Source organism: Enterococcus casseliflavus NBRC 100478, assembly GCF_001544095.1.
Taxonomy (GTDB): domain Bacteria; phylum Bacillota; class Bacilli; order Lactobacillales; family Enterococcaceae; genus Enterococcus_D; species Enterococcus_D casseliflavus.
In genome coordinates this window covers 12,195-37,503 of sequence record NZ_BCPT01000017.1, presented here as the reverse complement: position 1 = coordinate 37,503, position 25,309 = coordinate 12,195, and the positions used below count along the sequence as shown (strand labels likewise).

Sequence of the window (25,309 nt, the reverse complement as noted above, 5' to 3'; positions counted from 1 at the left end):
CTTATTAAAGGGGAATTGTAGAGATAAAATAAAAAAATAAAGAAAAAATTTATTTTGAAAGCTTGCTTTTCACAGAGTAAAGGGCTACCATTGGTCTGTGGCTTTTTCGCCACAAAAATAGGAAACGTATCAGACAAGAGTACTTGGGGAAGATTCTCTTGGGGGAAGCCTGATACGTTTCCTTTTGTTCATTCTAACACTATTTATATATAAAGTAGAGAGATATTGAGTAGATAAATAAAAATACTACTGTAATTGATGAATAGGAAAAAGGCAATCTCACAGACGAGTTTCTCTGGAGCGATTTCCTACAACATGCTGGATGGCAAATTGCTCCATCATGTTTTGATTAATTACAAAGCATCAACTAACTAATTGTGTTGCACCCACTAGAAAATTACATAATTTCGCAACACCTGTTTCAGCTGTTTCTTTGATTAGAACAGTCGCAGTATTTTCGTAAACATGAATCACACTAACTTCTTGTAAACCGGTAAAGCCAATAACATTTGCCTGATAGTTTTGACCAGGGAACACTTGGTATTTTTCCATGTTTTTATCTCCTTCATTAATCTTATTTCAAAAGAATAATAATTAAAATTTAAGAAAAAGTAAAGTGAAACGATTTTTCATTCAAAAACTCGTCTTTTCGGCTGTTTATTCGAGTGGAAATCAACCTTTTCTGTAATTTTTCATTTGTTTTTTCAATAAATATACGATGGCTAGTTGAATATTATTCAAAGGATCATACCAATTTAGCGAGCGATCGACTACAAAGTTGAGGGAAAAAAAGCCAGAAATTCCCAGCTATATTGTTTGTTTTGTCCCGTCTTCACGCTTATAATAAAGGTAGGAAGAACGATCGGCGTCACCACTTCCTAATTCAATTGAAAAGGGCGTGCAAGTTATGGAAAACGTATACCGAAATAACTTTGTCAAAAGAACGGTTCAACTGATGTTTGCACCAAAAAAAATCAGAAAACGTCCACCCGAACAATGGATCAAAATGCCTACCGACCGAGGTATTCGGAGAAAGGACGCGTGATCCAGCATCTCGCAGCTATGCGTGAAATAGTTTTTGAAGAAACGAAACTCAGGAAGTCCCGTCAGGGGACTTCCTTTTTTATGTCATTTTTATCACATTCTTCATTGAGAAAATTATTAGTACAGGCGCTCTTTTGCAGACGCAAGGTCAAGAATACGATGGAATAAGAAATCACAAACTACAAAGAAACGAATGTCAGAACTCAATGAAGAATTGGATGAAAGACTACAATCCTTCTTTTCATTGAGGGATTTCCCTGTTTCTTTTGATCGATTTTAAATTGGATATTGCCGGGAAAAATGCGCGCCAACGAACGATCACTTTCTAATGGTACAGGAGACCAACGTTTAAGGAACGTAAAAGCAATCAAAAAAGCGCTTTTTTCGTACGAAGATTCTGTTAAAATGATGATATGGATAAAAAAATAGCAATTGCTGCAAATCAATCATTTAAAGAAGGTGAAAGCATGGACTACCAAGAAATCGCGCGTCATTTTCAGACAACATCGTTTGATCCCCAACCGTTTGTGCAAACGGCGATCGATGATCGAAAGGTAAGGGAGAAGCTAGTGGAGAATGTCGTTGATGGTCAAAATCATATCAATGAGTATTTTAATAGTTATTTGATTATTAAAGAAGTAGCCACTAAAAACCCTGAGCTGATTTATGATGAGTGGGAACGGATCTGGGCACTGCATACCCACAAAAATTCCTATCATCGGTGGATCGCCCATGATCTGATCACGCAACTTCTGGTGATCGATCATGAAGACAAGTTTGAAGCAATCAAGCGAGAATATGTACTGCTGCCCAAAGAAGAAAAAATCAGTAATTACAAGAAGATGTCTGAAAATATCCAAAAGGCTATGAAGCTCAAAGACCTCAGCAAAGAAATTTCACTGTTATGGAAAATTAAGTACATGTGATGAATGAACGGATAATCAGGTTGATGGTATTGCTTTCTATTAGCTAAATCATAGAAAAAACAGGCTATCTTTTTGTGATTCAAAAAAGAGCAGATGTATCAGTAGCAAGAAGCGATTATGAAGTTTAAAAAATTGATATCTCTGCTTTTTTTAGCCTGTAGTTGACTCATTATCTGATACTGAGCGCGCGTATTTCAACATGTCGCTGTATGAAATAACAGGGAAATCTCCCTTAAGTCCTTGTAAGAAGCCAAGTGAAACTTTATACTAGAATGTAATACTTATTCAAAAAAAGGACAAATAAAATGAGGACATGAGCTTTTATGAAGAAATATTGTAAGGAAAATGTGCTAGAAGCGGCGATGACGCGTTTGGAATATATTTTTGATACGTTTCCCCATGTGTATTTCTCTTTCAGTGGTGGAAAAGATAGCGGGGCCATGATCCAGTTGGCTGACCAAGTCGCACAGAAAAAAAGAAAACCTTTGATCTGCTGATTTTAGATATCGAGGCAAATTATGATGCTACGAGAACGTTCATGGAAAAAATCAAAGCGTTACCAAGTATCAATCAAACCTTCCACTTCTGTTTGCCCTTTTACGAGGACAACAATACCAGCGTCTTTCAGCCACAATGGCTGATGTGGGATGAACAAGAACGTGAGAAGTGGGTACAGCCGATGCCCAAAGATGCGATTTCACTTGCTGATTTGGATGAATCATTGATGGAAATCTATCAGAGTGCAAATATGAACCCTGATAAGTTCTTACGAAACTTTGCTCATTGGTACGCAAGCTATCATCAGTTTGAGCCGGTTGCTTGTGGTGTGGGGATACGGACCCAGGAAAGTCTGTATCGGTATCGATCGATCACATCGCAAAAGTATAACTTTCGGAAGCAATGCTGGATCAAACGGCAAGTAGCAGATTCAATGGTCGTTAATTTTTACCCAATCTATGATTGGAAGACCGAAGATGTGTGGGGAGCCTATGCCCATTTTGACTGGCCGATCAATGGCTTTTATGAAAAGTTGTATGATCATGGCGTTCCGATCCATCAAATGCGGATCTGTCAGCCTTACGGTATGCAGCAACGTAAAGGCTTGTACCAATATGCTTTGGTGGAACCGGAAACGTGGGAACGCGTCGTAAATCGTGTGTCAGGAGCCAATTTTGGTCGCTTGTATGCCCAGACAGGATTGCTGGCGCATTACAATACGAGAAAGCCCAGTCATATGACTTGGCAAGAGTATGCGGTCTTTTTACTGGAATCAATTGGACTTTATTCAAAGAAATTACAGGATCATTATTACCGCAAAATCACGATTTTGATTGATCATTATCGAGAAAAGCACGGGATCGAAGTGGAAGATATACCCGATGTGACCAAACGTAAGGACTGGCTGAAAAACGAAGTACTCTGGCATGACTGGAAAGGGATCGCTCGTGCGTTAGAAAAAAATGATTTTTCTTTGAGTACGCGACAATATAGTTTGACGAAAAAAGATGAGTCTGAATTGTATGAGTTGGCGGTCGATTTTGGGGCGGCTTTGGGGATCGAGCATTTACCCAAGTATCAGTTAAAAAAATTGAATGCCAAATACGAGTATTTAACGAAAAAAATCACCTAACGATGGACGAGTGCGTCCTTAGAGAGGAAGGGTTTTGTGAACGAACGATTGGTTTTATTTTTTCCACCGTATAAGAAAAGCCAATTCTATCAATTGATGGGGGCTTTTTTTGCAGAACGGGTGTATCAGCAGCAATTTCCGTACTTGGTCAATGATGAGAACTGCTACTGGTACGTGATTCTTGATGACGAAAAACGGGTGACTGCTTTTTCTTATTATGAAAAAGGCGCCAACAAAGTGGAGCTAGGGGAATTTTATGAAAAAGATCCAGCCGCTCAATTTAAAAAGTTTCTTTTACGGAAAATGCTGGTGGATATCAGCCGCAACTACCCAGAAGCAGAGATTCTCGCTTCTAGTAACCAGCCTAGTGAAATTGCCCTTTTGGAGTCAAAAGGGTTTGCGGTCTATCGCCAAACAAAAAATTATTCATTTCTAAAAAGGAGTGTAGTACCTCATGAGCGATATCGATTTTCCAGTGTTAGCGGCGAAGCTGATCCCAGTCAGCAAGATTCACGCGAATACGTATAATCCCAACACCGTGGCTGCTCCAGAAATGGATTTACTGGAACTGTCGATTCGAGAAGATGGCTTTACGCAGCCATTGGTTTGTTACCACGATAAGGAGCAAGACAAGTATATTTTGATCGATGGGTTTCATCGGTACATCGTAGCAAAAGATCGCTTGGAATTGCCAAGCGTTCCGGTCACGGTGATCGATAAGCCTTTTGAGAATCGCATCGCTTCAACGATTCGCCACAATCGAGCACGTGGTACCCATGGCATCGAGAAGATGGGAAATATCGTGCAGCAGTTGGTGGCTAACGAGTGGTCGGATGAACGAATTGCCAAGGAATTGGGGATGGACCGCGAAGAGGTCTTTCGCTTTAAGCAGCGTTCAGGTTTGAAAAGTGCCTTTTCTAACCATGAATTCAGCAAGTCTTGGATTGAGTTTGAAAAAAGATATTACAAAGGCAAAAAAGAGACCTGAGAGGTTGAAAAAACTATTTAAAAAAGCTATCTATTAGAAGATAGCGATTCGTTAATAATTCTTTTTAAATTTTGAATAGGTGTTTTTTACAACGATAACGATCAAATTGACCACCATCGACAAGCAAAGCGTCCCTAAGAGAATAGCTAGGATCACACCTAATGCGTCTCTTAGAAAGCTGAAGATCGCTTCAATGATAAACATGGTTTTTCCTCCTTTTCTCATCGTCTATTTTTTCTGACAATTGCAAAAACAGCTTCCTTGAGCAATAACTACCCAAAGACTTTGCCCTGCGGGGTACAAGCCTCAGTTTCTTGAGAACTCGTCGCTTCAAAATTGAGTATACTTTATAAATAATGAAAAAACGTTTCTATTTTTTACAATCGGAGAAAAAATCGGAAATGTTAAGAATAACGACATGTTTTCTGATTTTTCTTCGGTTTACATGAATAATCGTATCAGGTTGCATAAAAAAAGTAAAATGATAACAAAAAATCGAATCGAGAGAAAAGATACTATCTTGTAACTTTATAACCGTAAGCGAATTCAAAAACCTTGCTGCACCACGTCTTTAAAACGTAAAGAATTGGTGTAGCTCTTTTGTTTCTCGCTGTGATGAGGTTTACAAAATGACTGACATTATTTTTCCGGAAAAAGCATCATTGCATAAAAATCAATGCGGATTAAAACCGTTTTATAACAAAGATAGTAAGCGCATTTTAAGCTCGATGACAAAATTTTTTGTGATGCTGGGAGAAAGCATCAGTGGATGTTTTGACAATAAGCCGATCGACATGTGGGGATCAGGCAAAGGAAGCGAGACGATTTTTACTCGAGCATGAGTTTGCTCAATGATGGAACGAGGGATCAGACTGCAGTATCCAGTTCGTTCGATCAAGTAAGGAATCGTACTGATATTGCTGACAGACTCCCAATGGATCGAAGGAACCTGATTGTCAAGATAGCTTTCAATTTTTGTGCGAGCTGGACAGTCAGACTTGGAACGATAGAGATGGCTCCCTTCAAGGTCGGCTAGCTTATTGATGACTAATGGGTTTGAGATTGAGGTAATGCAGCAAAGCTCTTCTTGAAACAATTCCTCGTAGGCAAAATGTTTCTCGTGAGGAAGTGAGCATAAGGCGAAATCAATTCGGTTTTCATTTAGTGCATTGGCTAATTCCAGTGTTGAGCCCACGATGATCTCGAAGTTTATTTTTGGATAGTGCTGCGAAAAATCGTGAAGCAGTGCAGGCAAAACCAAAATGTCATACGGTTGAAGGATGCCCATACGCAACGAATACTCGACCGTATGGGAAGCATTGATCAACTGTTCTTTGACCCGCTCCCAGTGGGCAATCAGTTCGGGTACTTCCTGTTTCAACAATTCGCCTTCCAAGGTCAATACATTGCTTTTTCCTTCCAAAAATAACGCTACTTCTAATTCGTCTTCTAACTTTTTGATATGGTTCGTAACGGTCGACTGGGCATAGTTTAGTTTGGCGGCAGCTCTAGTAAACGTACCTTCCTCGACGATTGTTTTGAAGGATTGCAGCTCCTTGATAAAATCCACGTTTGTTCCCCTCTCTTTTTACCTATTATACAAAAAAGGAGCGGGGAGAAAATTTCTTTTTTTTCTAGTAAATAAAAAAATTAGATACAAAAGTTATTTAAAACATGCAGTCTGTTATGACCGTATGTTTCTTTGCTTTTTAAATAACGCTTCTCACAGTTGGGGCTAAGGATATCCGCTAAAATTTCATTTATTAAAAAATCCACGAAGCAGGCCAACTTTTCAGGGATTACGAACAGCACATAAAAACAAGACAGTGGCTTTCTCCGCTGCGCTTGAATGGAAAAGCGTTTATTAGGAGAGGAATCTTGCAAAAAAGGTCTGATTTTTTTCTGATGTGAAAAAAATAGACACGCTAAGAGAAAAGAAAAATGGATACTTAGGAAAGGGTCAAAATAGCAAACCGCGCAATGAAAAACTGGCGGCGCTTCCTTCAAGAAGGCCGTCAGTTTCCTTAGGTCAACGAATCGGTGTGATTCTTGGCTGAATCAGCTGTTCAATCGTTTTGTGGATGATCGTCCAGTCCGAAAGGGTGGGGACGTTTGAAATGCGTAGTTGCTGAAATTTGGTGTTGCTTTTCAGATGCAAGTCAAAATTGCTGACGATCAAATCTATTTCCCGATGGATCAATTCTTGTTCATCAGGAGCCACTTCAAAAAAGTAACTGATTTCTGTATGGTCGTTTTTAAATAATTCCGTTGATGCGGCTAAGAAAGCATCTAATCCAGCACCGCCTTGAAAAGCAAAGGCTACTTTGAGGTGTTTTTTCAGCTGGGGATTAGGCGCTAACACGCTTAACAAAGTCAATGTGACTGCGATATGTTCCAAGTGAGTAAAGGAAAAGAAGCGGCTTTGATCGTTGAAGGGTTTCAACCACTCATTCCAAGCAAGGTAATCCGTCTTGAATGTTGTTTCAACAAAGGCTTTGATCTGCGGATCAGCAAACTCATAATTGGCAGAAATCATCGTCAGCAGGCGAAGATTTACGAGATAAGCGATGATCTTGTGGGCAGCTGCAGGTGGAATAGCGACGCCAGATTTCTCTAAAAAGGCAGCCGCTTCTGCAATAATTTTTGGTCTTTCTGTATGGTGAAAAATGTAATCCGCATCGCTTTCGCCGTTGATGTCCATCGTACTATAGGAAAGACAATGGAGCGCATTGACAAAGATCCAAAGCAGTTCTTGTTGCGGCAAGTGGATGATTCGGTATTTTTTCAAGTAATGTTCGTTTAATATTTCTGAGAAAATAGCGAAGCGTTCTTTCTCCAATAGATTGCGTTCTAAAGACGGCGGCAAGGTCAAAAAGTAAGAATAGCGCCACCTACGCTTGGCGATACTTAGCCACAGAGCAAGTCGGTAATGGCTGTAATGCAAATCTTTCGTGTTGGCTTCCTTGGCTTTTTGGACCAGCAGGCGGGCATCCGCTGGACTATCCTTATCTAAAATCGTGCTATCGCCATAAGCAGAAAAAAAGACGAACAGACAAAATCGGATGTCCGCTTCGGTACCAATAAAGTCAAGATGATTCGTGGCAATAGTTACAGAATAGGTTTGCAACGACTTGTTCATGTAGCTGATCGTCCGTAAAAGATGACTGCGAGAATAACCGAATTCAATCGTTGCTCGGTGAATAGAGTATTTTTTATTATCAATAATACTCGTCATGATTTTAAACTCCAGCGTTTCCATCCCCAGGTATTGGATGGCAGAATTGATGGAAGCGTTCGGCGCATAAGCGATCGAGACGATGTTCGTTTCTGAGAGTGTGATCTTGACCAGTTCTTTTGGCAAACTGTCACTTAAAATACTCAGCTCTTTGGTAACTGTAGGCAAAGATAGCCCTAGTAATGTCGCTAATTCTTGTGGATGATACCCTGTCGGTGCAGCATTTAGCACTTGTAAGATTTTTACTTGTCGAGAAAATGCTTTGTCGCGATGCAAGTTGATAGATAAATTTTCTAACATTGAAGTCACCACCTATCCATTGAAATTACGCTCGTTTTAAGTAAATTATATAATACTCTGCGCCAATCAAGAAGTCTTATCCCTTGAAAATTGGCGGATTTCATGTTAATGGTGCGCCGCATGTTTCATCGAGTGTGAAGCAGTCATTGAAAACAGCTTTTTTAGAAAAAACAACTTTGCCAGTTGCAGACCTAAAACGCTTGGATAGATTGGTCCAAAGATAAGTGTGAATAACGTTGGGGAAAAGAAAAAGGAGAAAAAATGAAAATGAAAAAACGCGTAGTTATAAGTAAGAGCGCTTTAGTAGGGATGCTGATTTTAGGGACAACCTTTCCAAGCACATGGCCGATCGCTCAGGCAACAGAAACACAACAAACAGAGCAGCAAACACCATCAATAGACTCCACCGTTCCCTTGCTGACAGATTCAACAGGAAGCATGGACACAGGAGAAAAGACAAATTCCCAAGAAGGAAATGCTGACGTCGTATCTTCCGAAACAACCGCAAGTGAAGTGGTGACCACCACTTCAAACCCAGAAACAAATCAATCTAACGCAGCTGATACTGCAGAAAAAACTCAAATTTCAGCTACTGCCCCATCTGCTGAAACCAATGTAGAATCTACGGATAGTCAACCTTTCGCTGCAGAATCAACGAAGAGTATCGAGAGTTTCAACTACGATCTGACTGTAGAGTATGATCCGATCAAGTATAAAGCACTGGTTTTGGATTTACCAATCCCAGAAAAATACGCACACCAAACACTATACCAAGACCCGCAGTTGACAGAAGATTTTTATGTCTACAAAACGGATAAGGTATACATGCTGGTGGGGCTATGGTATACAAGTGAAGTGACTGGTACCAATCAATTAAATATATCTTGGACAAGCTTCACAGGTTTTACGATCAACTATTACGGTCTAACAGCGGTTTTAGAATATACCGACGTTAACGGAAACCTTTTGTTTACGGCGACATATAATGTTCGCTTTACGAATAGCCATTTGACGGTTAAATATGTGGATGAATCAGGGATGGAAATCTATCCTTCTCAAACCATCCATAATAGCACCAATGAATCCTATAATGTCTCTACAAGTGCGTTTATTCCAGAAATTCCAGGGTACGTTCTTGATACCAATCAACTACCGACGAATGCCAAAGGGAATTTTCCTCGAGGCGAAGCGACAGTGACCTACGTCTATCAAAAAGCACCAACGGACTTCACAGCGCTATCCGTGAAAGATACCACGGTTTATGAACGAGATACATGGAAAGCCGCGGATAATTTTGAACAAGCAGTCTCAAAAGAAGGAAAAATACTGACTTACGAGGATTTCCTCGCTGAGGGCGGCAGTGTGTCTGGGCAAGTCGATACTAGTCAAGCGGGTACTTATACAATCAGCTACCACTTAAACAATGTAAGCAAAGAGGCAACGATCCTCGTCAAACCTCGATTCACTGCGATTACTGTTCACGATTCTTCGTTGTACGTCGGCGAAAATTGGTCACCAGAAGATAACTTCGACCAAGCCGTCGATCGGGACAACCATCCAGTTGCTTTTGCCGATGTGAGCGTTGACGGAAGCGTGGATACCAAGAAAGCGGGGACCTATGAGGTAGTGTATCGTTATGATGGGATAGAAAGCAAAGCCATTATCACCGTCAAAGCGGATCAAACGACAGTTAAAGTTCACGATAGCGAGTTGTACACAGGGGAAAACTGGACTGCCAAAGACAACTTTGACAGCGCAACGAATCGGGATGGTAAACCTGTTGCTTTTGGGGATATCACTGTTACAGGCAAAGGAGATACAACAAAAGCTGGTGAATACGTGGTCACTTACAGCTATCACGGAATCGAAAGCAAAGCCATTATCACCGTCAAAGCCGATCAAACCACAGTCAAAGTCCACAATAGCGAGTTGTACACAGGGGGAAATTGGACAGCCAAGGACAACTTCGATAGTGCAACGGATCGAGATGGTAAACCTGTTGATTTTGGGGATATCACTGTCACAGGGACTGTCGATACAACGCAAGCAGGCAAGTATGAGGTCATTTACAGCTATCATGGCGTAGAAAACAAAGCCGTGATCAACGTCAAAGCGGATCAAACCACAGTCAAAGTCCACAATAGCGAGTTGTACACAGGGGAAAATTGGACAGCCAAGGACAACCTCGATAGTGCAACGGATCGAGATGGTAAACCTGTTGATTTTGGGGATATCACTGTCACAGGGACTGTCGATATAACGCAAGCAGGCAAGTATGAGGTCATTTACAGCTATCATGGCGTAGAGAACAAAGCCATTATCACCGTCAAAGCCGATCAAACGACAGTTAAAGTTCACGATAGCGAGTTGTACACAGGAGAAAACTGGACAGCCAAAGACAACTTTGACAGCGCAACGGATCGGGATGGTAAACCTGTTGATTTTGGGGATATCACTGTTACAGGCAAAGGAGATACAACAAAAGCTGGTGAATACGAGGTCATTTACAGCTATCACGGTGTAGAAAGCAAAGCCCTTGTTACCGTCAAGGCGGATCAAACGACAGTTAAAGTCCAAGATAGCGAGTTGTACACAGGAGAAAACTGGACAGCCAAAGACAACTTTGACAGCGCAACGGATCGGGATGGTAAACCTGTTGATTTTGGGGATATCATCGTTACAGGCAAAGTGGACACAACAAAAGCAGGCAAGTACGAGGTCACTTACAGCTATCACGGCGTAGAAAGTAAAGCCATTATCACCGTCAAAGCCGATCAAACCACAGTCAAAGTCCACAATAGCGAGTTGTACACAGGGGAAAATTGGACAGCCAAGGACAACTTCGATAGTGCAACGGATCGAGATGGTAAACCTGTTGAATTTGGGGATATCACTGTTACAGGCAAAGCAGATACAACCCAAGCAGGCAAGTATGAGGTCACTTACAACTATCACGGAATAGAAAGCAAAGCCACTATCACCGTCAAAGCGGATCAAACGTCCCTGAAAGTTCACGATTCAACGATCAAGCAAGGCGATGAATGGCTACCAGAAACAAACATTGATTCTGCCATCGATCGTGATGGCAAAGAAGTAGCCTTTTCAGAAGTAGAAGTCAACGGCACAGTGAACACCGATACAGTTGGGAGATACAAAGTTACTTATCATTATGGTTCTTTGACAGTTAAAGCGATTATCGTGGTTCAATCAAATTTAGATGAAAATCCAGATGAGTTGTTACCAAGTGAGAAACCAGCTTTACAACTCCCAGAAGCCTCTGGCCCAAATCCCAATAATGAAGAACCTGTAAAAAAAGATGATGATTTAGACAAAAAAGCATCAACCAAACAATCATCGCGCAATAGTAATCTAAATGATCAAAACAATTTAGTGAAACAAAAGAATAGTAAAGTTGATAAAGAGCTACCAAATACAGGAGAAGAACCTAGTTTTCCAATTGTCTTTTGTGGTCTTTTCCTAGTAGGACTCGGTTTCTCCGGTTTTTATTTCCGAAGAAAATTTTACACTAAGCATTGGTGATAATTTCATATTTGGACAATTAGTAAAGGGTAAAGAAAAGTCTAAATAGAAAAATACAATAAAGGAGTGGAATATCAGTAAATTGGCTGGTACTCTACTCCTTTTTGCTATTAAACAATTATTTATGACAAAAAAATTGCAATATTTGTTTTCCGATACGTGTTTGGCGAAACACCTACCCATTTTTTTAATTGACGACTAAAATGTGCTGTATGTGAGTAGCCCAATCTTTCCGAGATACTTTCAATTGTAATATCAGGGATAGTTAATAATCTCTTTGCTTCTTTTAGTTTAAGAGAATCTAGATAATTTTTTGGTGAAATGCCGTAAATTTTTTTAAAAGCTTCAAGACCATAGCTTGGGGAAACATTCGCCTCAGAATAAATTTTTTTTATCAAGATATCGATTTTTTCGGTATTCTTTCTTTCAAAAAAATGATGAAAGTTATGGTGGATAACTTCTGCAATACTTCTAGCAATACTCAGAGTTTGAATGTTCGCATTTTTTTTTGGATCAAGTTCAGTAAATTTAATAAGTTCGAAAATCAGTCTAGTTAAAATTTGAATGGTTAAGATTTTATCAGAAAGTGAAAAGCTAGGTGCTTTATCATAGAGATCGATCCAATCGTTGATAATGACTTGTAATGTAGTGTTTTCAGCTGTGTGTTTCTCAAATATCAAAGGAATATTCTTCATTAATACATATCGCAATATGGGTTCGTCAATATCGAAATGAGCTGTAAAGTAGCGTAATCCTTCCTCGGAGCAACAAGCATTTAGGTGGAGCATACCCGGAGGGATAATTAATATGTCACCTTCATTCACTATATATTTTTTTTGATTGATTGTAGTTTTTTGCTTTCCTGATAAAACAAGCAGAATTTCAAAAGCATTATGCGAATCTAAATAGCTAGACCAGCCATAAGGAACTTTTTGAGTATGTGCTGAGAAGAAACGGACGCTTGTATCTAAATTCGGTAGAAACTCTAAATGATTGTATAAGCTCTTTTTCATAATTTAATCTCCGTGTTTTTTGGTAAAATTAACGTTGTAAAACTCATTTCCAAATTTATTAATAAAAGTATACTTTAAATAGAACCTACATGAAAGTGGTTTCGAAAAATTTTAAGGACTGATTTTATTGATCCAAAATCCAATATTAAAAGGGTTTAACCCAGATCCATCAATTTGCAAAAGGGGGAATACTTATTATATTGCAACATCGACTTTTGAGTGGTTTCCAGGTGTACAAATTTACGAATCAAAAGATTTAAAAAACTGGCGTTTAATTGTCCAACCGTTAAATAGGATAAGTCAATTGGATATGATAGGTATTCCAGATAGTGGAGGTGTCTGGGCTCCGTGCTTAACGTACAAAGACAAAAAGTTCTGGTTGGTATATTCAATTATGCGCGAACATAGAGCTTTTAAAGATGTACGTAACTACTTGATATCTGCTGATGATATCCAAGGCCCATGGAGCGAGCCGGTATTTCTAAATGCTAGTGGATTTGATCCCTCACTTTTTCATGATAATAACGGTAAAAAGTATTTATTGAATATGGTTTATGATTTTAGAAATTATCATCCTTGGAATTACGGAATAGCTATTCAGGAATATGATGAACGGAAAGAACAAATGATAGGGAAACCTAAAATTATTTTTAAAGGAACAAATTTAGAGAAAACAGAAGGTCCACATATTTATTTTATAAATGATTATTATTATTTATTTACAGCTGAGGGCGGCTCTCAGTGGGGACATTCGGTAACTGTTGCTCGTTCAAAATCATTGTTTGGACCGTATCAGGTACATCCTGATAATCCTATTATGACCGCTTGGTATTCTCCAGAAAATTATTTGCAGAAAACAGGTCATGCGTCATTAATCAAAACGGATAGTGAGGAATGGTATATCACTTATTTAGCAAGCCGGCCCATTAAATGAAAGGGAAAAGGATTATTTGAAGAAAGAGGATTTTGTACTTTGGGGCGTGAATCTGCGATAGCAAAAATTGAATGGACAGCGGATGATTGGCCAGTATTGACTGATGGGAAAGTTGCCCCAAAATACGTGCCGATGCCAAATTTACCAGAGCACCCTTGGCCTAATAAGTCTCAGAGAACTAACTTCTCTGCTGGTATTCCTTTAGAATTTCAAACATTAAGAATTCCGTTTAATAAAAAAATGGGTAAGATAACAAAACAAGGATTGACTTTGTATGGACAGGAATCCCTGTATTCCGTCTTTGAACAATCTTTACTAGCTCGTAGATTTGAATCTATAGATTTTTTAGCTGAAACTGTGGTAGATTTTTCCCCTACTTATTACCAACAAAGTGCTGGTCTGGTATGTTACTACAATAGCAAGAATTGGACTTCACTACAGGTAACTTATGACGAGCAATTGGGTAAAATTTTAACAATTTTAAAATGTGAAGGGGCGAAACTTAGTTGGCCATTGAGAGATCCTGTCGCCTTACCTGATAGAGGTAGTGTGTATTTACGAGTTAAAGTTAATTCTCTTTTCTATCAATTTTTCTATTCATTGGATGGCGAAAACTGGGAAGAGCTTGCTGTAACATTTGATACTTACAAACTTTCAGATGATTACATTGCAAAACCATTCTTAGGACCTACAGGAAGTGCTTTTACTGGAGCTTTTATTGGTGTTCATTGTAACGATTTAACAGGGATGAGGAAAAAAGCTGTCTTTGAATATTTTATTTATCAAGATTCAATGTGATAAACAAATAACTATAAATTTTATATAAAGGAGAAAAAGATGAAAAATGCAAATTTAGTATCAAGTGCTGGAGTTCGAGTAAAACTTCAGAAAATGGGGTCATTTTTAAGTGGAATGATTATGCCGAATATACTAGCCTTTATAGCTTGGGGACTGTTAGCGGCACTATTTATTCCTACAGGTTGGCTTCCAAATGAAAATTTAATGAAATCGTGCCACCTACACTGAACTATCTGCTACCGATACTGGTAGCTTATACAGGAGGAAAGCAGGTTTATGGTACACGTGGTGCGGTAGTAGCTTCAATGGTAACTATGGGGTTGATCGTCGGAGCTGATGTTACGATGTTCCTAGATGCAATGATAGTAGGTCCAATTAGTGCCTGGGGGATGAAAAAGATAGATTACCTTTATGAAGATAAGGTAAAAACTGGTTTCGAAATGCTTGTCAAAAATTTTAGTGGAGGCATATATGCGGCTATTTTGACAGTCATTGGGTATGTGATAGTAGGTCCAATATTTAATACGTTGAATTATATGATGACTGATGCGGTAAATTTACTCGTTGAACATCATCTTTTACCCTTAGTAAGTATTTTTATGGAACCAGCAAAAGTTTTATTTTTAAATAATGCAATTAATTTTGGTGTTTTTGCACCAATAGGATTAGAGCAAGTAGCTGAAAATGGTCGCTCAATGATGTTTGCAATTGACAATCCGGGAGTCGGGTTAGGTATTTTGTTATCTTATGTGGTTTTTGGAAAAGGAACTGCTAAGAAAACTGCTCCTGGAGCAATTGTTATTCATTTTTTTGGAGGAATTGCAGAAATTTTCTTTCCGTATGTATTGATGAACCCATTGCTGCTGATTCCAGCTATATTAGGAGGAATGAGTGGTGTCGCAACATTGATGATTACTGGAGCGGGGATGATTTCACCAGCTTCCCCCGGATCTATCTTTGCCTTCATGGCTGTGACTCCCCGAGGTAGCCACTTTGGTATTTTGCTTGCGATCGTTGTTGCAACTGTGGTCACCTTTGTCGGAGCTGCAGTAATTCACAAATTAACTAATCGAGCATTGGATAATAACAATGACGAATTTATCCTTGCAGAAGAAAAGACAAAAAAAATGAAGCAAAAAGGAAAACTGATAAAAGACTTTTCAATAAAGAGAATTATCTTTGCTTGTGATGCAGGTATGGGTTCTTCAGCAATGGGGGCAGCAATTGTTCGAAAAAAAATCCAAGAGTTAGGTTACGATATTGAGGTAACAAACGTTGCGATTCGTGACTTATCCGCAGATGAAACGTCATTAGTTATCACCCAGAAAGAGCTTCAAGAAAGTGCGAGAAAGGCAGCACCAAATGCTCATTTTCAATCAGTGGATGAATTTTTAGATAGTGATCGTTATGATGAAATACTAGATGCCCTGCGATAATAATTATTGTTTGTTCAGTTATTATTCGAAAATAATAGATAGCTATAGATGATTGTATAGAATGGCAATGATATTTGAAATAGGGTAAATAACTATTATTAATCGAAAAACACAGGAAGAGAGTGGTGTTCTAGCTCTCCCTGTGTTTTTATTAGTCAATACATATGTTTTATACTTTTGAGTGCTCGAACTAGAAAAACTAGATGAATCTACTGTTTCAAAAAATGACCTCATCCTTCTCCAGACTAAGATAGCGATAAAAAGTCGAGCGCTTTAAGCCTGTTTGGGCACAGATATCCACAACGGCTTTTCCTTCCTTTTGATAAAGGTGCAATGCGTGTTGGATCAGTGCGGGATCGATTCGTGGACGACCGCCAATATTTCCTCTAGCACGTGCGGATTCTAAGCCTTCTTTGGTCCGTTCAACGATGATGTCTCGTTCGAATTGGCTGAAGGCTTGGAAAACAGTCATCATTAATTTTCCTTGAGGGGTTTGTGTATCAAAATTTTCTTTGATACTGATGACTTTTACACCTTTCTTTTCAAAAAAGTAGACGAGATCAATCAGGTCTTTGGTACTTCTTCCTAGCCGCGAGAAACTTTCAATAATGATTTTATCGTTTTCTTTCACTCGTTTTTTTAGTTTATTTAATTCAGGACGATTTGCGCGTACACCACTGATCTTTTCAGTATAAATTTTGTTGCATTCATACCGGTCAAGTAAATCCAATTGACGAGAGAGATCCTGTTGTCTTGTGGATACACGGGCGTATCCATAAACCATATTTGTCATACAAATTCCTCCAGTTGCACAAAAAGAGTCTACATAGAGAATACCCTGTTTGTTCACTTAAGTACATATTCTAACACCAACTTAAGTAAATTTGGGAAATAGGAAGGTTTTTTTATAGACGCAAATATTGTACTATAGAAAAGAAACCAGTCGGTGAAGGAGAAACACGGAGGGCAAAATGAGAGAATTGCAGTTAAATTTTATGCTAAACAAAACGACCGTTCGATGGCTTCAAATGTTAAATACCTTTGAGCGAGAACGGACTTGTTCCATCGCAAGTTTAGCCAACAAACTTGATGTGACCCAACGGACGATCAGCTCTGACATCAAGGAATTGAAAACCTATCTGCAGGAGGCAGCGGAATTTACTCTTGAAGCCAATGGCTATCATTTTAGGGAAACTGATCCGAAAAGATACTTGTCTCAAAAAAAGGAGCTTGTTGCAGAAGAAGGCATGTATCAAATCGTGGAAGCCATTTTCCACGGGGAATTCTGTTCGGTTGAAGAGTGGGCGCAGCGCTTGTATGTATCAGAAAGTACGATGCGTCGTTATTTGAATACCGCTTCTGCGACGTTACGAAAGTATCATTTGGAGTGGATCTTGCAACCGGTCAATTTGAGTGGATCAGAAGCCAATATTCGCAAGTTTTTTAAAGATTTTTATTATGAATCAGATGTCACCCCGCATACGCTCTTGCCCCCCAAAGAACTGATCGCGTTAGTCAGTGATGCCTTCTCAAAAATTCCCACAGCGCTGGTGAATACAGGCGTTTCTCCGAGTGATTTTTATTATAGTTTGTATATTGCGATCAAGCGCTATCAACTGGGAAAGACTGTTCAGATTCCTCGATCGTTGGCAGCAATCGTCGAAACGCATGAGGCGTTTGCCGTAATGAAGAACTTAGCGCCTAAAATCGAATCGCTATACCGAGTAAGACTACCGCAACAAGAAATGATGTGGCTTTATTTAGTGACCGTGATGAAACGGACTTTGACCGAGCCTGAAAAAGAGCAGCAATTCGTTGCAGCGTTTGGGCTGTATCCTGAACTCGAAGAACTGAGTCAGCGCTTCGTGCAAGAATGGGGCATTCCCTTTCAAGAGCCTCACCAGGTCCAGACGATGATCCACGCCTTTTTTCTGTCAAAGAAAATCAATGAGCAGCTGGCGCCCGTTTTAAATCACTTGCTAACAGAAGTAAAAAATGAAGCGCAAAAGCATGGTTCTGCTGCTTATCAAAAAAATCTGGCATTTATGAAGCAGCACCAAGCGATTCTAGGAATCAAACAGGAGTATCTTTCAGATATTTGTGCCGCACTGACCCTTTACAGTGAAGCAATCAGGGAGCTTTATGCACAAAAAGTCAAACGGATCGCGTTGATAATAGAAGGTGATCTCTATGCCTGTCACACGATTCGTGCGCGCTTCTTGCGTTATGTCGGCAACGACCATCGGGTATTCTTTCCAAAAATCAATGAATTGACGAGCGATTATTTGAAGGAAAACGCCATTGATCTTGTGGTCACGAATTATAGTGAATATTTATCAGAGTTCATCTTATCGACTGATTCTCTTTTACTCAAAGCAATCCCCGATCATCAAGATTGGCTAAGAGTGATTGAAAAAATCGATCCTCAGTTAGGGCAAGCGTTAAACGTTCCCACAACCTGATACACGTGTTGCAACACAACATGACGAAGACATGGGTGGATAAAGCAAAGAGAAAAGCCGCAACCGTCACGATCGACGGGTGCGGCTTTTATTCGTTTATTTAATAAAAAAGGGAGTTATCTGAAAATATGCCCACTGTTCCTGAATACCAAAAGATTGGGTTGTTTTGGTGAAAGAACAGCCTACGCGAAAATAATTAGTTGGCATTTACTAGTTTATCAAAAATCGCTTCAAAGGTTTTGAACGTATCACTATCTAACTGACAAAGCCATAAAAGGTAGCTTTTTTCTTTAAATGTCCATTCGATTGAAGGGTAAGAGGCAATCAAGGCATGGTATTTCTCTCGTTGTTCACTGGTAGCTAATAACCACCGCTTCTCAAAAATCTTTTTCTCTTCCATTTTTTATCTATCCCCCATAAAGAAACGTTGCCTGAAACTTCACTAACGGGCAACGTAAATCTAATGATACGCAGATCTATATTTAGTATACCAAAGAAAAATGAATTTTTTTAGAAGATGTGTAAAATTACAAGGAATTTCTTTTATTTTGCTTTTTTTCGGACATTTTTTATAGGAAAGAAGCATTTTGTTGAAGGGAACTGTTGTTAACAATGCATCTGTCAATGCTAAGAATAAGTAGGAAGAAACCTTGTATCCTTCTTATTGAGTCAAGTGGTTACAGGTAATAACAAAAATGGACGATCCTTTTTAAATCATAAGGAATCGTCTTTTTTTTATAACGCTTTTTTTTGCACAAACTTTCAAAATGCCTTATTTGAAAAGAAAATGAAAATCAATTTATTCACACAGGTTTGCAAATCTTGATTTATTGCTCGATGAGCAACCGTGTTAAATTTATCCACGTCAAAAGCAATAAACTTTCTTCAAAAAAACATCATATTTTAGTTCTTATTTAGGTATTTAGTGAGTTTGTTTTGAATAGGTTGTTCCAATAAAGACTAAGATTGATATTTTTCGAGGGAGTAAGAAAGGGTGAGTGGTGAAACTTGAAATGAATTTTTAAAGTACAGGAGAAAGAATAGAGAAAAAGGAGTTACTTATGAATAACAAATTTAGTAAAAAAGTCACAGGTTTATTGTTGATTAGTCATTTAACATTATCCACTCTACCTATAACCGCTTTTGCGTCAGATGAGAGCGCTGTTTCACCGGAGACGCAAATCGAAAACACAAGCGAGTCATCTATAGGGCAAAGTGGTCTGCCAGTTCTAGATCCAGAAAGTAATACTGATACAACGAAAGAAGATGTCTCTGAGCAAGATGAAGAGAATGCTGCAGAAACTATTCCAACAGAAGAAACCGCAGAACAAGAAGCAGCTGTTGAATCAGAAGAAAATGACAGTACATCTAGCAGTACTGAGGAAGAAACCACTGAATCAATTGAAGCGAGAAACATTCAAGATGCCCATGTACGGACTACAGAAGAGTTCATATCTGCTTTACAGAATTCTTTGATTCGAAATATTTATTTAGAAAATGATATTAGTTTGTCTAGAACATTTAATATTACTACTAACAAAAATATCTACGGAAATGGATATACCCTTGATTTGAATTTTTTCACAGTTGGTTTAGCGGCTACGGGAATCGTAGCCAATATTGAAAATATCAACCTTATCAACCAACAAATTTACTCATTCTTTTGGTCAGAATTTCAAAATGTCACAGTTAATTATCGTGACGTAACATCCTCTGGTCACCAGTTCATTTATCTTGCGCATGGAACAGCCAATTTGTATGGAACGATCGATGCTACAGCGGATCGGGAAGAGAGTTTCCAAGGTGGAGAATTGATCATTAAAGAAAACGCAAATGTAGACTTCAAAAACACATCGTCAATTAATGCAATTAGTTCAAAAACTGGCGTGACTGTAGAAGAAAGTGCGGTTCTAAATGTACAATCAAGAGGAATTGGCATGAATGTCACTCAAGTACCTGCTATCAATATTTGGGGAGAGGCGAACTTCGATTCTTCACAAAATATAGCTATTTACGCACCCGTAGCAAATGGTTATATGACTATTCACGAGAATGCCAAATTACGTGCGACTTCTAAAGTCACAAATCATGAAGCGATTATGCTGCTAAGCGGCTCCTTGACAGTTAAAGATGGTGCTACTCTAGAAGCAAGCTCTGAAGGAACGGAATCAACGATTCAGACTGGAAATTTAATGAGTTTCGAAAAAGGATCGAATTTCCTAGTGACAAATACGAAAGGACCAGCTTTAGGCGCATATGCGAAACCAACTGATGTGGCTATTGAGTCATTGAATGGTTTGAATACATGGGCTGTTGGAAATACGCAAACAGATAATCCAACAAACAGTTATTCTGGTCATTTGACAGCAGTCTTTTCGTTAAATACGTTTACTACAGGACAAGTAACGTCTAACTTAATTTCGAACAACCCTGACTTTCAAGCAAACTTCAGCTCGGGACGAGTGGGGAAAATTGCAGGAGGTAGTTTTGTTAAAAGAAAGGAGATTGCTCAAACCACAGTCAATGAAGTAACCAATGAAGACGAAACGGTTACTGGGAAAGCAGAACCGAATGCTGCGATTGATGTTTTTGTAAATAATGAAGTAATTGCTTCTGGAACGGCAGATGCTACTGGTAATTATGAGATAAAAATTGCTAAACAGACGACTGGCACTGTTATTCGTGTCAACGCATCAATTGATGGGTTAGAATCAACTGCCCAAACAACGGTTATTCGAGCAACTCTAACAGAAACAACAATTTCTGAAATTACTACATCAACAACACAAGTTAAAGGTACGGGTGAACCAAATGCATCCATTGCAATAACGGTTGAAGGTTTAGTTATCGCCAATGGACGTATCGGTAGTGATGGAAAATATAGCTTGACCATTCCTTTACAAAAAGAAGGCACTGTTGTTCAAGCGCAGGCGACTTTAGATGAACTGACATCTAATATTGCGTCAACGGTAGTTACTGCTGTACCAACGATTACCGAAGGCACGATCACACCAGATACCTACAATGTTTCTTCTGGCGAACAATTCCTGAGAGGGACGTATACCGGTGATGTTGCATCTGCCCGTGTGTATGTAAATGGATCATCCGTTCGTGGTGGGAATTTTGCTGAGGGTTCGTTTGAATTCTTTATCGGCAATCGCATCCAATCTGTAGATGATGTCGTAGAAATTGAAGCCTTGGATCAAACTGGCAAGGTACTTGATCGGACAACCGTTGAATTGACTAGAGATTTGGCTGGTACGATCACACCAGATCAATACCGTGTTGGCGAAACAATGATTACAGGAACCTTTACGGGTGATGTCAACTTTGCCCGTTTAGTGATCGATGGCACGCCTTCTAATGCATGGGGTGGTACTTTCAATGCCGATGGCACCTTCTCGTTTTATGTAGCGAATCTTGGAATCAAAGCGGGGGATAAAGTTGAGATCCAAGCGTTGAACCGCCAAATCAATGGCAACACGGAAGCAATCGTTGTGTTAGAAACCAAAGAAGTAACGGTTATTGACCAGCTTCAAGGGACGATCACACCAGATAAATACAGTTACACTGATACCACGATTACGGGAACCTTTACGGGCGATATCAATTTTGCCAACTTGGTGATTGATGGACAGTCTGTAGGGAACTGGGGTGGCACATTTAATAAAGAGACTGGCCGCTTTGACTTCTTTGTTCACGCACAATTTAGAGAACAGATCAGAACAGCAGCAAAAGTTGAGTTGCAAACCTACCATCGTGAAACAGTTGATGGACAAACGATTGATCATAAGCTAGTGTTGCAGCCAGTTGAAATCGCCAAAGCAGCTGGCTCGATTCAACCAGCAGCCTTCAAAGTGACAGATAGTGAAATTACGGGAACCTTTACGGGTAATGTGAATTTCGCCAACTTGATCGTTGATGGGCGTTCGATTTCATGGGGTGGTACCTTTAACGCGGCAAACCAAACCTTTACTTACTTTGTCAATCAAACGACCCGCGACTTGATTCGTGATGCAAAAACAGTCGAATTGGTTGCTTACCATCGCGAGATGATTAATGGCCTTCCGATAGACAACGAATTGGACCGCAGTGTCGTCACTATCGATAAAGAATTTATTGGCACGATTACACCAAACCCATACAAGCTGGGGGATCGAATCGTTACGGGGACCTATACAGGCGAGGACATCAACTTTGGTCGACTAGAAATTGATGGCATGATCCTCTGGGTGAGCGGTTTTGCGGATGGGACCTTTACCGCCTACTTGAACCAAGAACAAGCCAACAGCGTGACGAAAGACAGCCAGATGACGATCTATGCATTGCATCGCTTTGCTGACTTAAGTACCCAAGAGATCGCACAAGCAACCGTTTCGATCACAGAATAAGAAACAGAATCTACGAGAGACCCTTGTGCCTTGCCTGTTGCAAGGGTCTCTTCATTGATAGAAAGAGAGAAAGCAAATGAACATGAAGAAAAAAATCGTTACCCTCTTTAGTCTTGCCCTCATGGGGAGTTTTCTAGCGGCCTGCTCGACGGATGACCCAGCAAAGACGGATACTACCCAAGGCAGCGAACCAATTGAACAAATCACGGACCAAAGCAATGCCGAGCCGCAATCGATCATTGGTGGATTAAAGATCATCATCGACAAACAAGAAATCAATCAAAAGAAAACAGAAGATGGGGAACAAGTTTTACATACATTTACCATCACAGCAGAAAACATGGGCTCAGTTGCCGCAGGATTAGGTTCGATTGATTTTCTTTTAGAAACTGAAGAGGGAGAACTTCTTGAACTTGACCATACCATGGCGATGTTTGGCAATGAGATCGCTGTAGGTGAAACCATCACAGGACAAGTTTCCTTTGCTTTAGAAGAGGGACAAGTGCGAAAAAACTGATTTATAAACCTGGTGAAGAAAAATTAGCAGAATGGGATGTTAAGAGCGAATGAAAATAAACGTTATTGGATTGGGGTATATCGGGCTGCCCACAGCACTTACTTTTGCAAACCATGGGATTGAAGTCGTTGGGGTAGATGTGTCAGAAACAGTTGTTCAATCACTTCAAGCAGGTCAGGCACCTATCGAAGAACCCGACATTGATCGTTATCTAACACAAGCTTTAGCGAAAAAGACCTTCCACGCACAGTTGGTACCAGAAAAAGCGGATGCCTTTATCATTGCCGTACCAACGCCAAATATCGCCGATCAATTTGGTAGTTGCGACTTGTCCTACGTGAAAGCGGCGATGGCTGCCATCTTACCTTATCTTGAAAAAGGCAACACAGTCATTGTCGAATCGACCATTCAACCCCGCACGATGGAAGACATCGTTGGACCATTTTTTGAAAAAGCAGGCTATACCATTGGAGAAGATCTCTATTTGTTGCATTGCCCAGAGCGTGTTTTGCCAGGAAAAATCTTTGAAGAGCTGGTGATGAACAACCGAATCATTGGTGGCATGACGAGCGCTTGTACCCAACAAGGCAAACGCATTTATCAGACCTTTGTCAAAGGAAACGTGCTGGAAACTTCTGCAAGTATCGCTGAGCTATCGAAATTGATGGAAAACACCTATCGGGACTTGAACATTGCACTAGCCAATGAATTGGTCCAAATTGGGGATCGCCTAAACATTGATGCACTCCAAGTGATTGCGTTAGCCAATCAGCATCCACGGGTCAATATCCATCAACCAGGACCTGGTGTCGGCGGCCATTGCTTAGCGGTTGATCCATATTTTGTGGTGGCGGCAGCACCTGAAGACGCGAAGCTGATCCAGTTGGGGCGGATGATCAATACAGTGTTTCCCTTGCGGTTCTTAAAAAGTGGGTCAATGTTTCAGCAGCTGAGATTCCCGATCAAATCGATTATCAAGTCAAAAGAACCACTACTACGGCAGCAGACAGTTGGCAGCAGTCAGACCGTTTGACCCTTGAAAAAGCCAATGATTTTCAAGCATCATTTACAAAGGTACCCGTTGCTGGTCAAATGGCAGATTTACCAAAATACAACAATCAAGGGGAAGACTTCGTGTATTGGGTTGAGGAAGTCAATGTCCCCGACGGCTTCGAAAGCAGTGTGACGACTGAGGGAGATACCCTTGTAATCACCAATACAAAAAAAGAAACCGAACCAAGCACGACGGAACCAAGTACCACAGAACCAAGCACGACGGAACCAAGTACAACGGAGCCAAGCACGACGGAACCAAGTACGACGGAACCAAGCACGACGGAGCCGAGTACCACAGAACCAAGTACCACAGAACCAAGCACGACGGAGCCAAGTACCACAGAACCAAGCACCACAGAACCAAGTACCACGGAACCAAGTACCACGGAACCAAGTACCACGGAACCAAGTACCACGGAGCCAAGTACCACAGAACCAAGCACGACGGAACCAAGTACCACGGAGCCAAGTACAACGGAGCCAAGTACAACGGAACCAAGTACGTCGGAATCAATTACCACAGAATCAAGCACGACGGAACCAAGCACCACAGAACCAAGCACCACAGAACCAAGCACGATGGAACCAAGTACGACGGAGTCAAGTACGTCGGAATCAAGTACAACAGAACCAAGTACAACAGAACCAAGTACGACGGAGCCAAGTACCACAGAACCAAGTACGACGGAATCAAGCATGATAGAGTCAAACACAAAAGAATCAAGTACAATGACGCAAAATAATACTAAACCAAATTCTACCGAGAACAGTACGTTACCGTCGAAAGAAAAACAACTACCCAAAACGAATGAACAAACCGCCGACTGGTTAGTCGGTTTGGGAGTGATGATTGTTGCAACAACGATTGGCGTATTCGTTAGAAAGAGAAAGTAACAGCGTTTTATCAATACTAGTTCTTTATCGGCAATCAGATGACTTCTTAATCGGTTTATGATATACAGGTATGGATCATCGTTTGATGATTAGAAAATAAAACTCTTCCTACAAAATTTATCCAAGTTCAGAAAAAAGACAACGA

General features: G+C 40.0%; 18 protein-coding genes and 3 pseudogenes. 14 read left to right on the top strand and 7 right to left on the bottom strand.

The annotated features are described in order from the left end of the window. Positions 1 to 363: 363 nt before the first annotated feature. On the bottom strand, positions 364 to 552 hold the full coding sequence (locus tag ECA1_RS13470; RefSeq protein ID WP_005227564.1) for a hypothetical protein: 189 nt from the start codon (positions 550 to 552) through the stop codon (positions 364 to 366). Between the two features lie 959 nt (positions 553 to 1,511). On the opposite strand from ECA1_RS13470, the gene ECA1_RS13465 reads away from it, so the two are divergent. The 4 genes and pseudogenes from ECA1_RS13465 (at position 1,512) to ECA1_RS13450 (ending at position 4,588) form a co-directional block, all read left to right on the top strand. Beyond that, the gene (locus tag ECA1_RS13465; protein WP_015508979.1) at positions 1,512 to 1,970 is read left to right on the top strand and encodes a hypothetical protein; all 459 of its coding nucleotides are present in this window, start codon (positions 1,512 to 1,514) and stop codon (positions 1,968 to 1,970) included. 323 nt (positions 1,971 to 2,293) lie between these two features. Next, a pseudogene (locus ECA1_RS13460) lies at positions 2,294 to 3,600 on the top strand (DUF3440 domain-containing protein). A 36-nt stretch (positions 3,601 to 3,636) separates the two neighbouring features. Then, entirely contained in the window at positions 3,637 to 4,128 is a 492-nt protein-coding gene (locus ECA1_RS13455; RefSeq protein ID WP_005227570.1) for a hypothetical protein, read from the top strand. Beyond that, a complete protein-coding gene (locus ECA1_RS13450) occupies positions 4,055 to 4,588 on the top strand; it encodes an IbrB-like domain-containing protein (protein ID WP_005227576.1) in 534 nt (177 codons plus the stop codon). The genes ECA1_RS13455 and ECA1_RS13450 overlap by 74 nt, the downstream gene beginning before the upstream one ends. A 51-nt stretch (positions 4,589 to 4,639) precedes the next feature. On the opposite strand, the gene ECA1_RS17570 is transcribed toward ECA1_RS13450, so the two are convergent. The 3 genes from ECA1_RS17570 to ECA1_RS13440 all read right to left on the bottom strand — a co-directional run bounded on the left by ECA1_RS17570 (position 4,640) and on the right by ECA1_RS13440 (position 8,123). Next, positions 4,640 to 4,792: a hypothetical protein gene (locus ECA1_RS17570; protein WP_010748814.1), complete on the bottom strand. Its 153-nt coding sequence runs from the start codon at positions 4,790 to 4,792 to the stop codon at positions 4,640 to 4,642. Between the two features lie 490 nt (positions 4,793 to 5,282). Next, on the bottom strand, positions 5,283 to 6,158 hold the full coding sequence (locus ECA1_RS13445; protein ID WP_060792750.1) for a LysR family transcriptional regulator: 876 nt from the start codon (positions 6,156 to 6,158) through the stop codon (positions 5,283 to 5,285). Positions 6,159 to 6,617: 459 nt separating this feature from the next. Further along, the gene (locus ECA1_RS13440) at positions 6,618 to 8,123 is read right to left on the bottom strand and encodes an AcpB/EbpR/MafR family transcriptional regulator (RefSeq protein WP_060792749.1); all 1,506 of its coding nucleotides are present in this window, start codon (positions 8,121 to 8,123) and stop codon (positions 6,618 to 6,620) included. Positions 8,124 to 8,390: 267 nt separating this feature from the next. Between ECA1_RS13440 and ECA1_RS13435 the strand changes: the two genes are divergently transcribed. Then, positions 8,391 to 11,663, top strand: coding sequence for a bacterial Ig-like domain-containing protein (locus ECA1_RS13435; protein ID WP_236596089.1), 3,273 nt, complete (start codon positions 8,391 to 8,393; stop codon positions 11,661 to 11,663). 122 nt (positions 11,664 to 11,785) lie between these two features. Here ECA1_RS13435 and ECA1_RS13430 read toward each other — a convergent pair whose 3' ends face one another. Further along, positions 11,786 to 12,676: an AraC family transcriptional regulator gene (locus tag ECA1_RS13430; RefSeq protein ID WP_060792748.1), complete on the bottom strand. Its 891-nt coding sequence runs from the start codon at positions 12,674 to 12,676 to the stop codon at positions 11,786 to 11,788. Between the two features lie 127 nt (positions 12,677 to 12,803). Between ECA1_RS13430 and ECA1_RS17915 the strand changes: the two genes are divergently transcribed. Genes ECA1_RS17915 through ECA1_RS13420 form a run of 4 tightly spaced genes read left to right on the top strand, consistent with a single transcriptional unit; the run spans position 12,804 to position 15,844 of the window. Then, entirely contained in the window at positions 12,804 to 13,610 is an 807-nt protein-coding gene (locus ECA1_RS17915) for a glycoside hydrolase family 43 protein (RefSeq protein WP_236596088.1), read from the top strand. Positions 13,611 to 13,649: 39 nt separating this feature from the next. Beyond that, positions 13,650 to 14,408: a beta-xylosidase family glycoside hydrolase gene (locus tag ECA1_RS17910; protein ID WP_236596087.1), complete on the top strand. Its 759-nt coding sequence runs from the start codon at positions 13,650 to 13,652 to the stop codon at positions 14,406 to 14,408. Positions 14,409 to 14,447: 39 nt separating this feature from the next. After that, on the top strand, positions 14,448 to 14,636 hold the full coding sequence (locus ECA1_RS17905) for a hypothetical protein (RefSeq protein ID WP_236596086.1): 189 nt from the start codon (positions 14,448 to 14,450) through the stop codon (positions 14,634 to 14,636). Beyond that, on the top strand, positions 14,621 to 15,844 hold the full coding sequence (locus tag ECA1_RS13420) for a PTS transporter subunit EIIC (RefSeq protein WP_236596085.1): 1,224 nt from the start codon (positions 14,621 to 14,623) through the stop codon (positions 15,842 to 15,844). The genes ECA1_RS17905 and ECA1_RS13420 overlap by 16 nt, the downstream gene beginning before the upstream one ends. A gap of 217 nt (positions 15,845 to 16,061) precedes the next feature. Here ECA1_RS13420 and ECA1_RS13415 read toward each other — a convergent pair whose 3' ends face one another. Beyond that, positions 16,062 to 16,637, bottom strand: a complete 576-nt coding sequence (locus ECA1_RS13415) for a recombinase family protein (RefSeq protein WP_060792747.1) — start codon at positions 16,635 to 16,637, stop codon at positions 16,062 to 16,064. Positions 16,638 to 16,815: 178 nt separating this feature from the next. On the opposite strand from ECA1_RS13415, the gene ECA1_RS13410 reads away from it, so the two are divergent. Further along, positions 16,816 to 18,306 (top strand): AcpB/EbpR/MafR family transcriptional regulator, encoded by a 1,491-nt coding sequence (locus tag ECA1_RS13410; protein WP_060792746.1) that lies wholly within the window; start codon positions 16,816 to 16,818, stop codon positions 18,304 to 18,306. 196 nt (positions 18,307 to 18,502) lie between these two features. Here ECA1_RS13410 and ECA1_RS13405 read toward each other — a convergent pair whose 3' ends face one another. Further along, positions 18,503 to 18,706 carry a hypothetical protein gene (locus ECA1_RS13405; protein WP_005232004.1) on the bottom strand — a complete coding sequence of 68 codons (204 nt, stop codon included), beginning with the start codon at positions 18,704 to 18,706 and terminating at the stop codon, positions 18,503 to 18,505. A 661-nt stretch (positions 18,707 to 19,367) separates the two neighbouring features. Between ECA1_RS13405 and ECA1_RS13400 the strand changes: the two genes are divergently transcribed. From ECA1_RS13400 to ECA1_RS13385, 4 genes and pseudogenes are all read left to right on the top strand, one after another. Further along, positions 19,368 to 22,697 (top strand): immunoglobulin-like domain-containing protein, encoded by a 3,330-nt coding sequence (locus ECA1_RS13400; RefSeq protein ID WP_060792745.1) that lies wholly within the window; start codon positions 19,368 to 19,370, stop codon positions 22,695 to 22,697. 76 nt (positions 22,698 to 22,773) lie between these two features. Further along, entirely contained in the window at positions 22,774 to 23,214 is a 441-nt protein-coding gene (locus tag ECA1_RS13395; protein ID WP_236596084.1) for a hypothetical protein, read from the top strand. Positions 23,215 to 23,263: 49 nt separating this feature from the next. Next, positions 23,264 to 24,070: pseudogene (locus tag ECA1_RS13390) on the top strand (nucleotide sugar dehydrogenase); the annotation flags it as partial. A gap of 44 nt (positions 24,071 to 24,114) precedes the next feature. Then, positions 24,115 to 25,164: pseudogene (locus ECA1_RS13385) on the top strand (LPXTG cell wall anchor domain-containing protein); the annotation flags it as partial. Positions 25,165 to 25,309 lie beyond the last annotated feature (145 nt).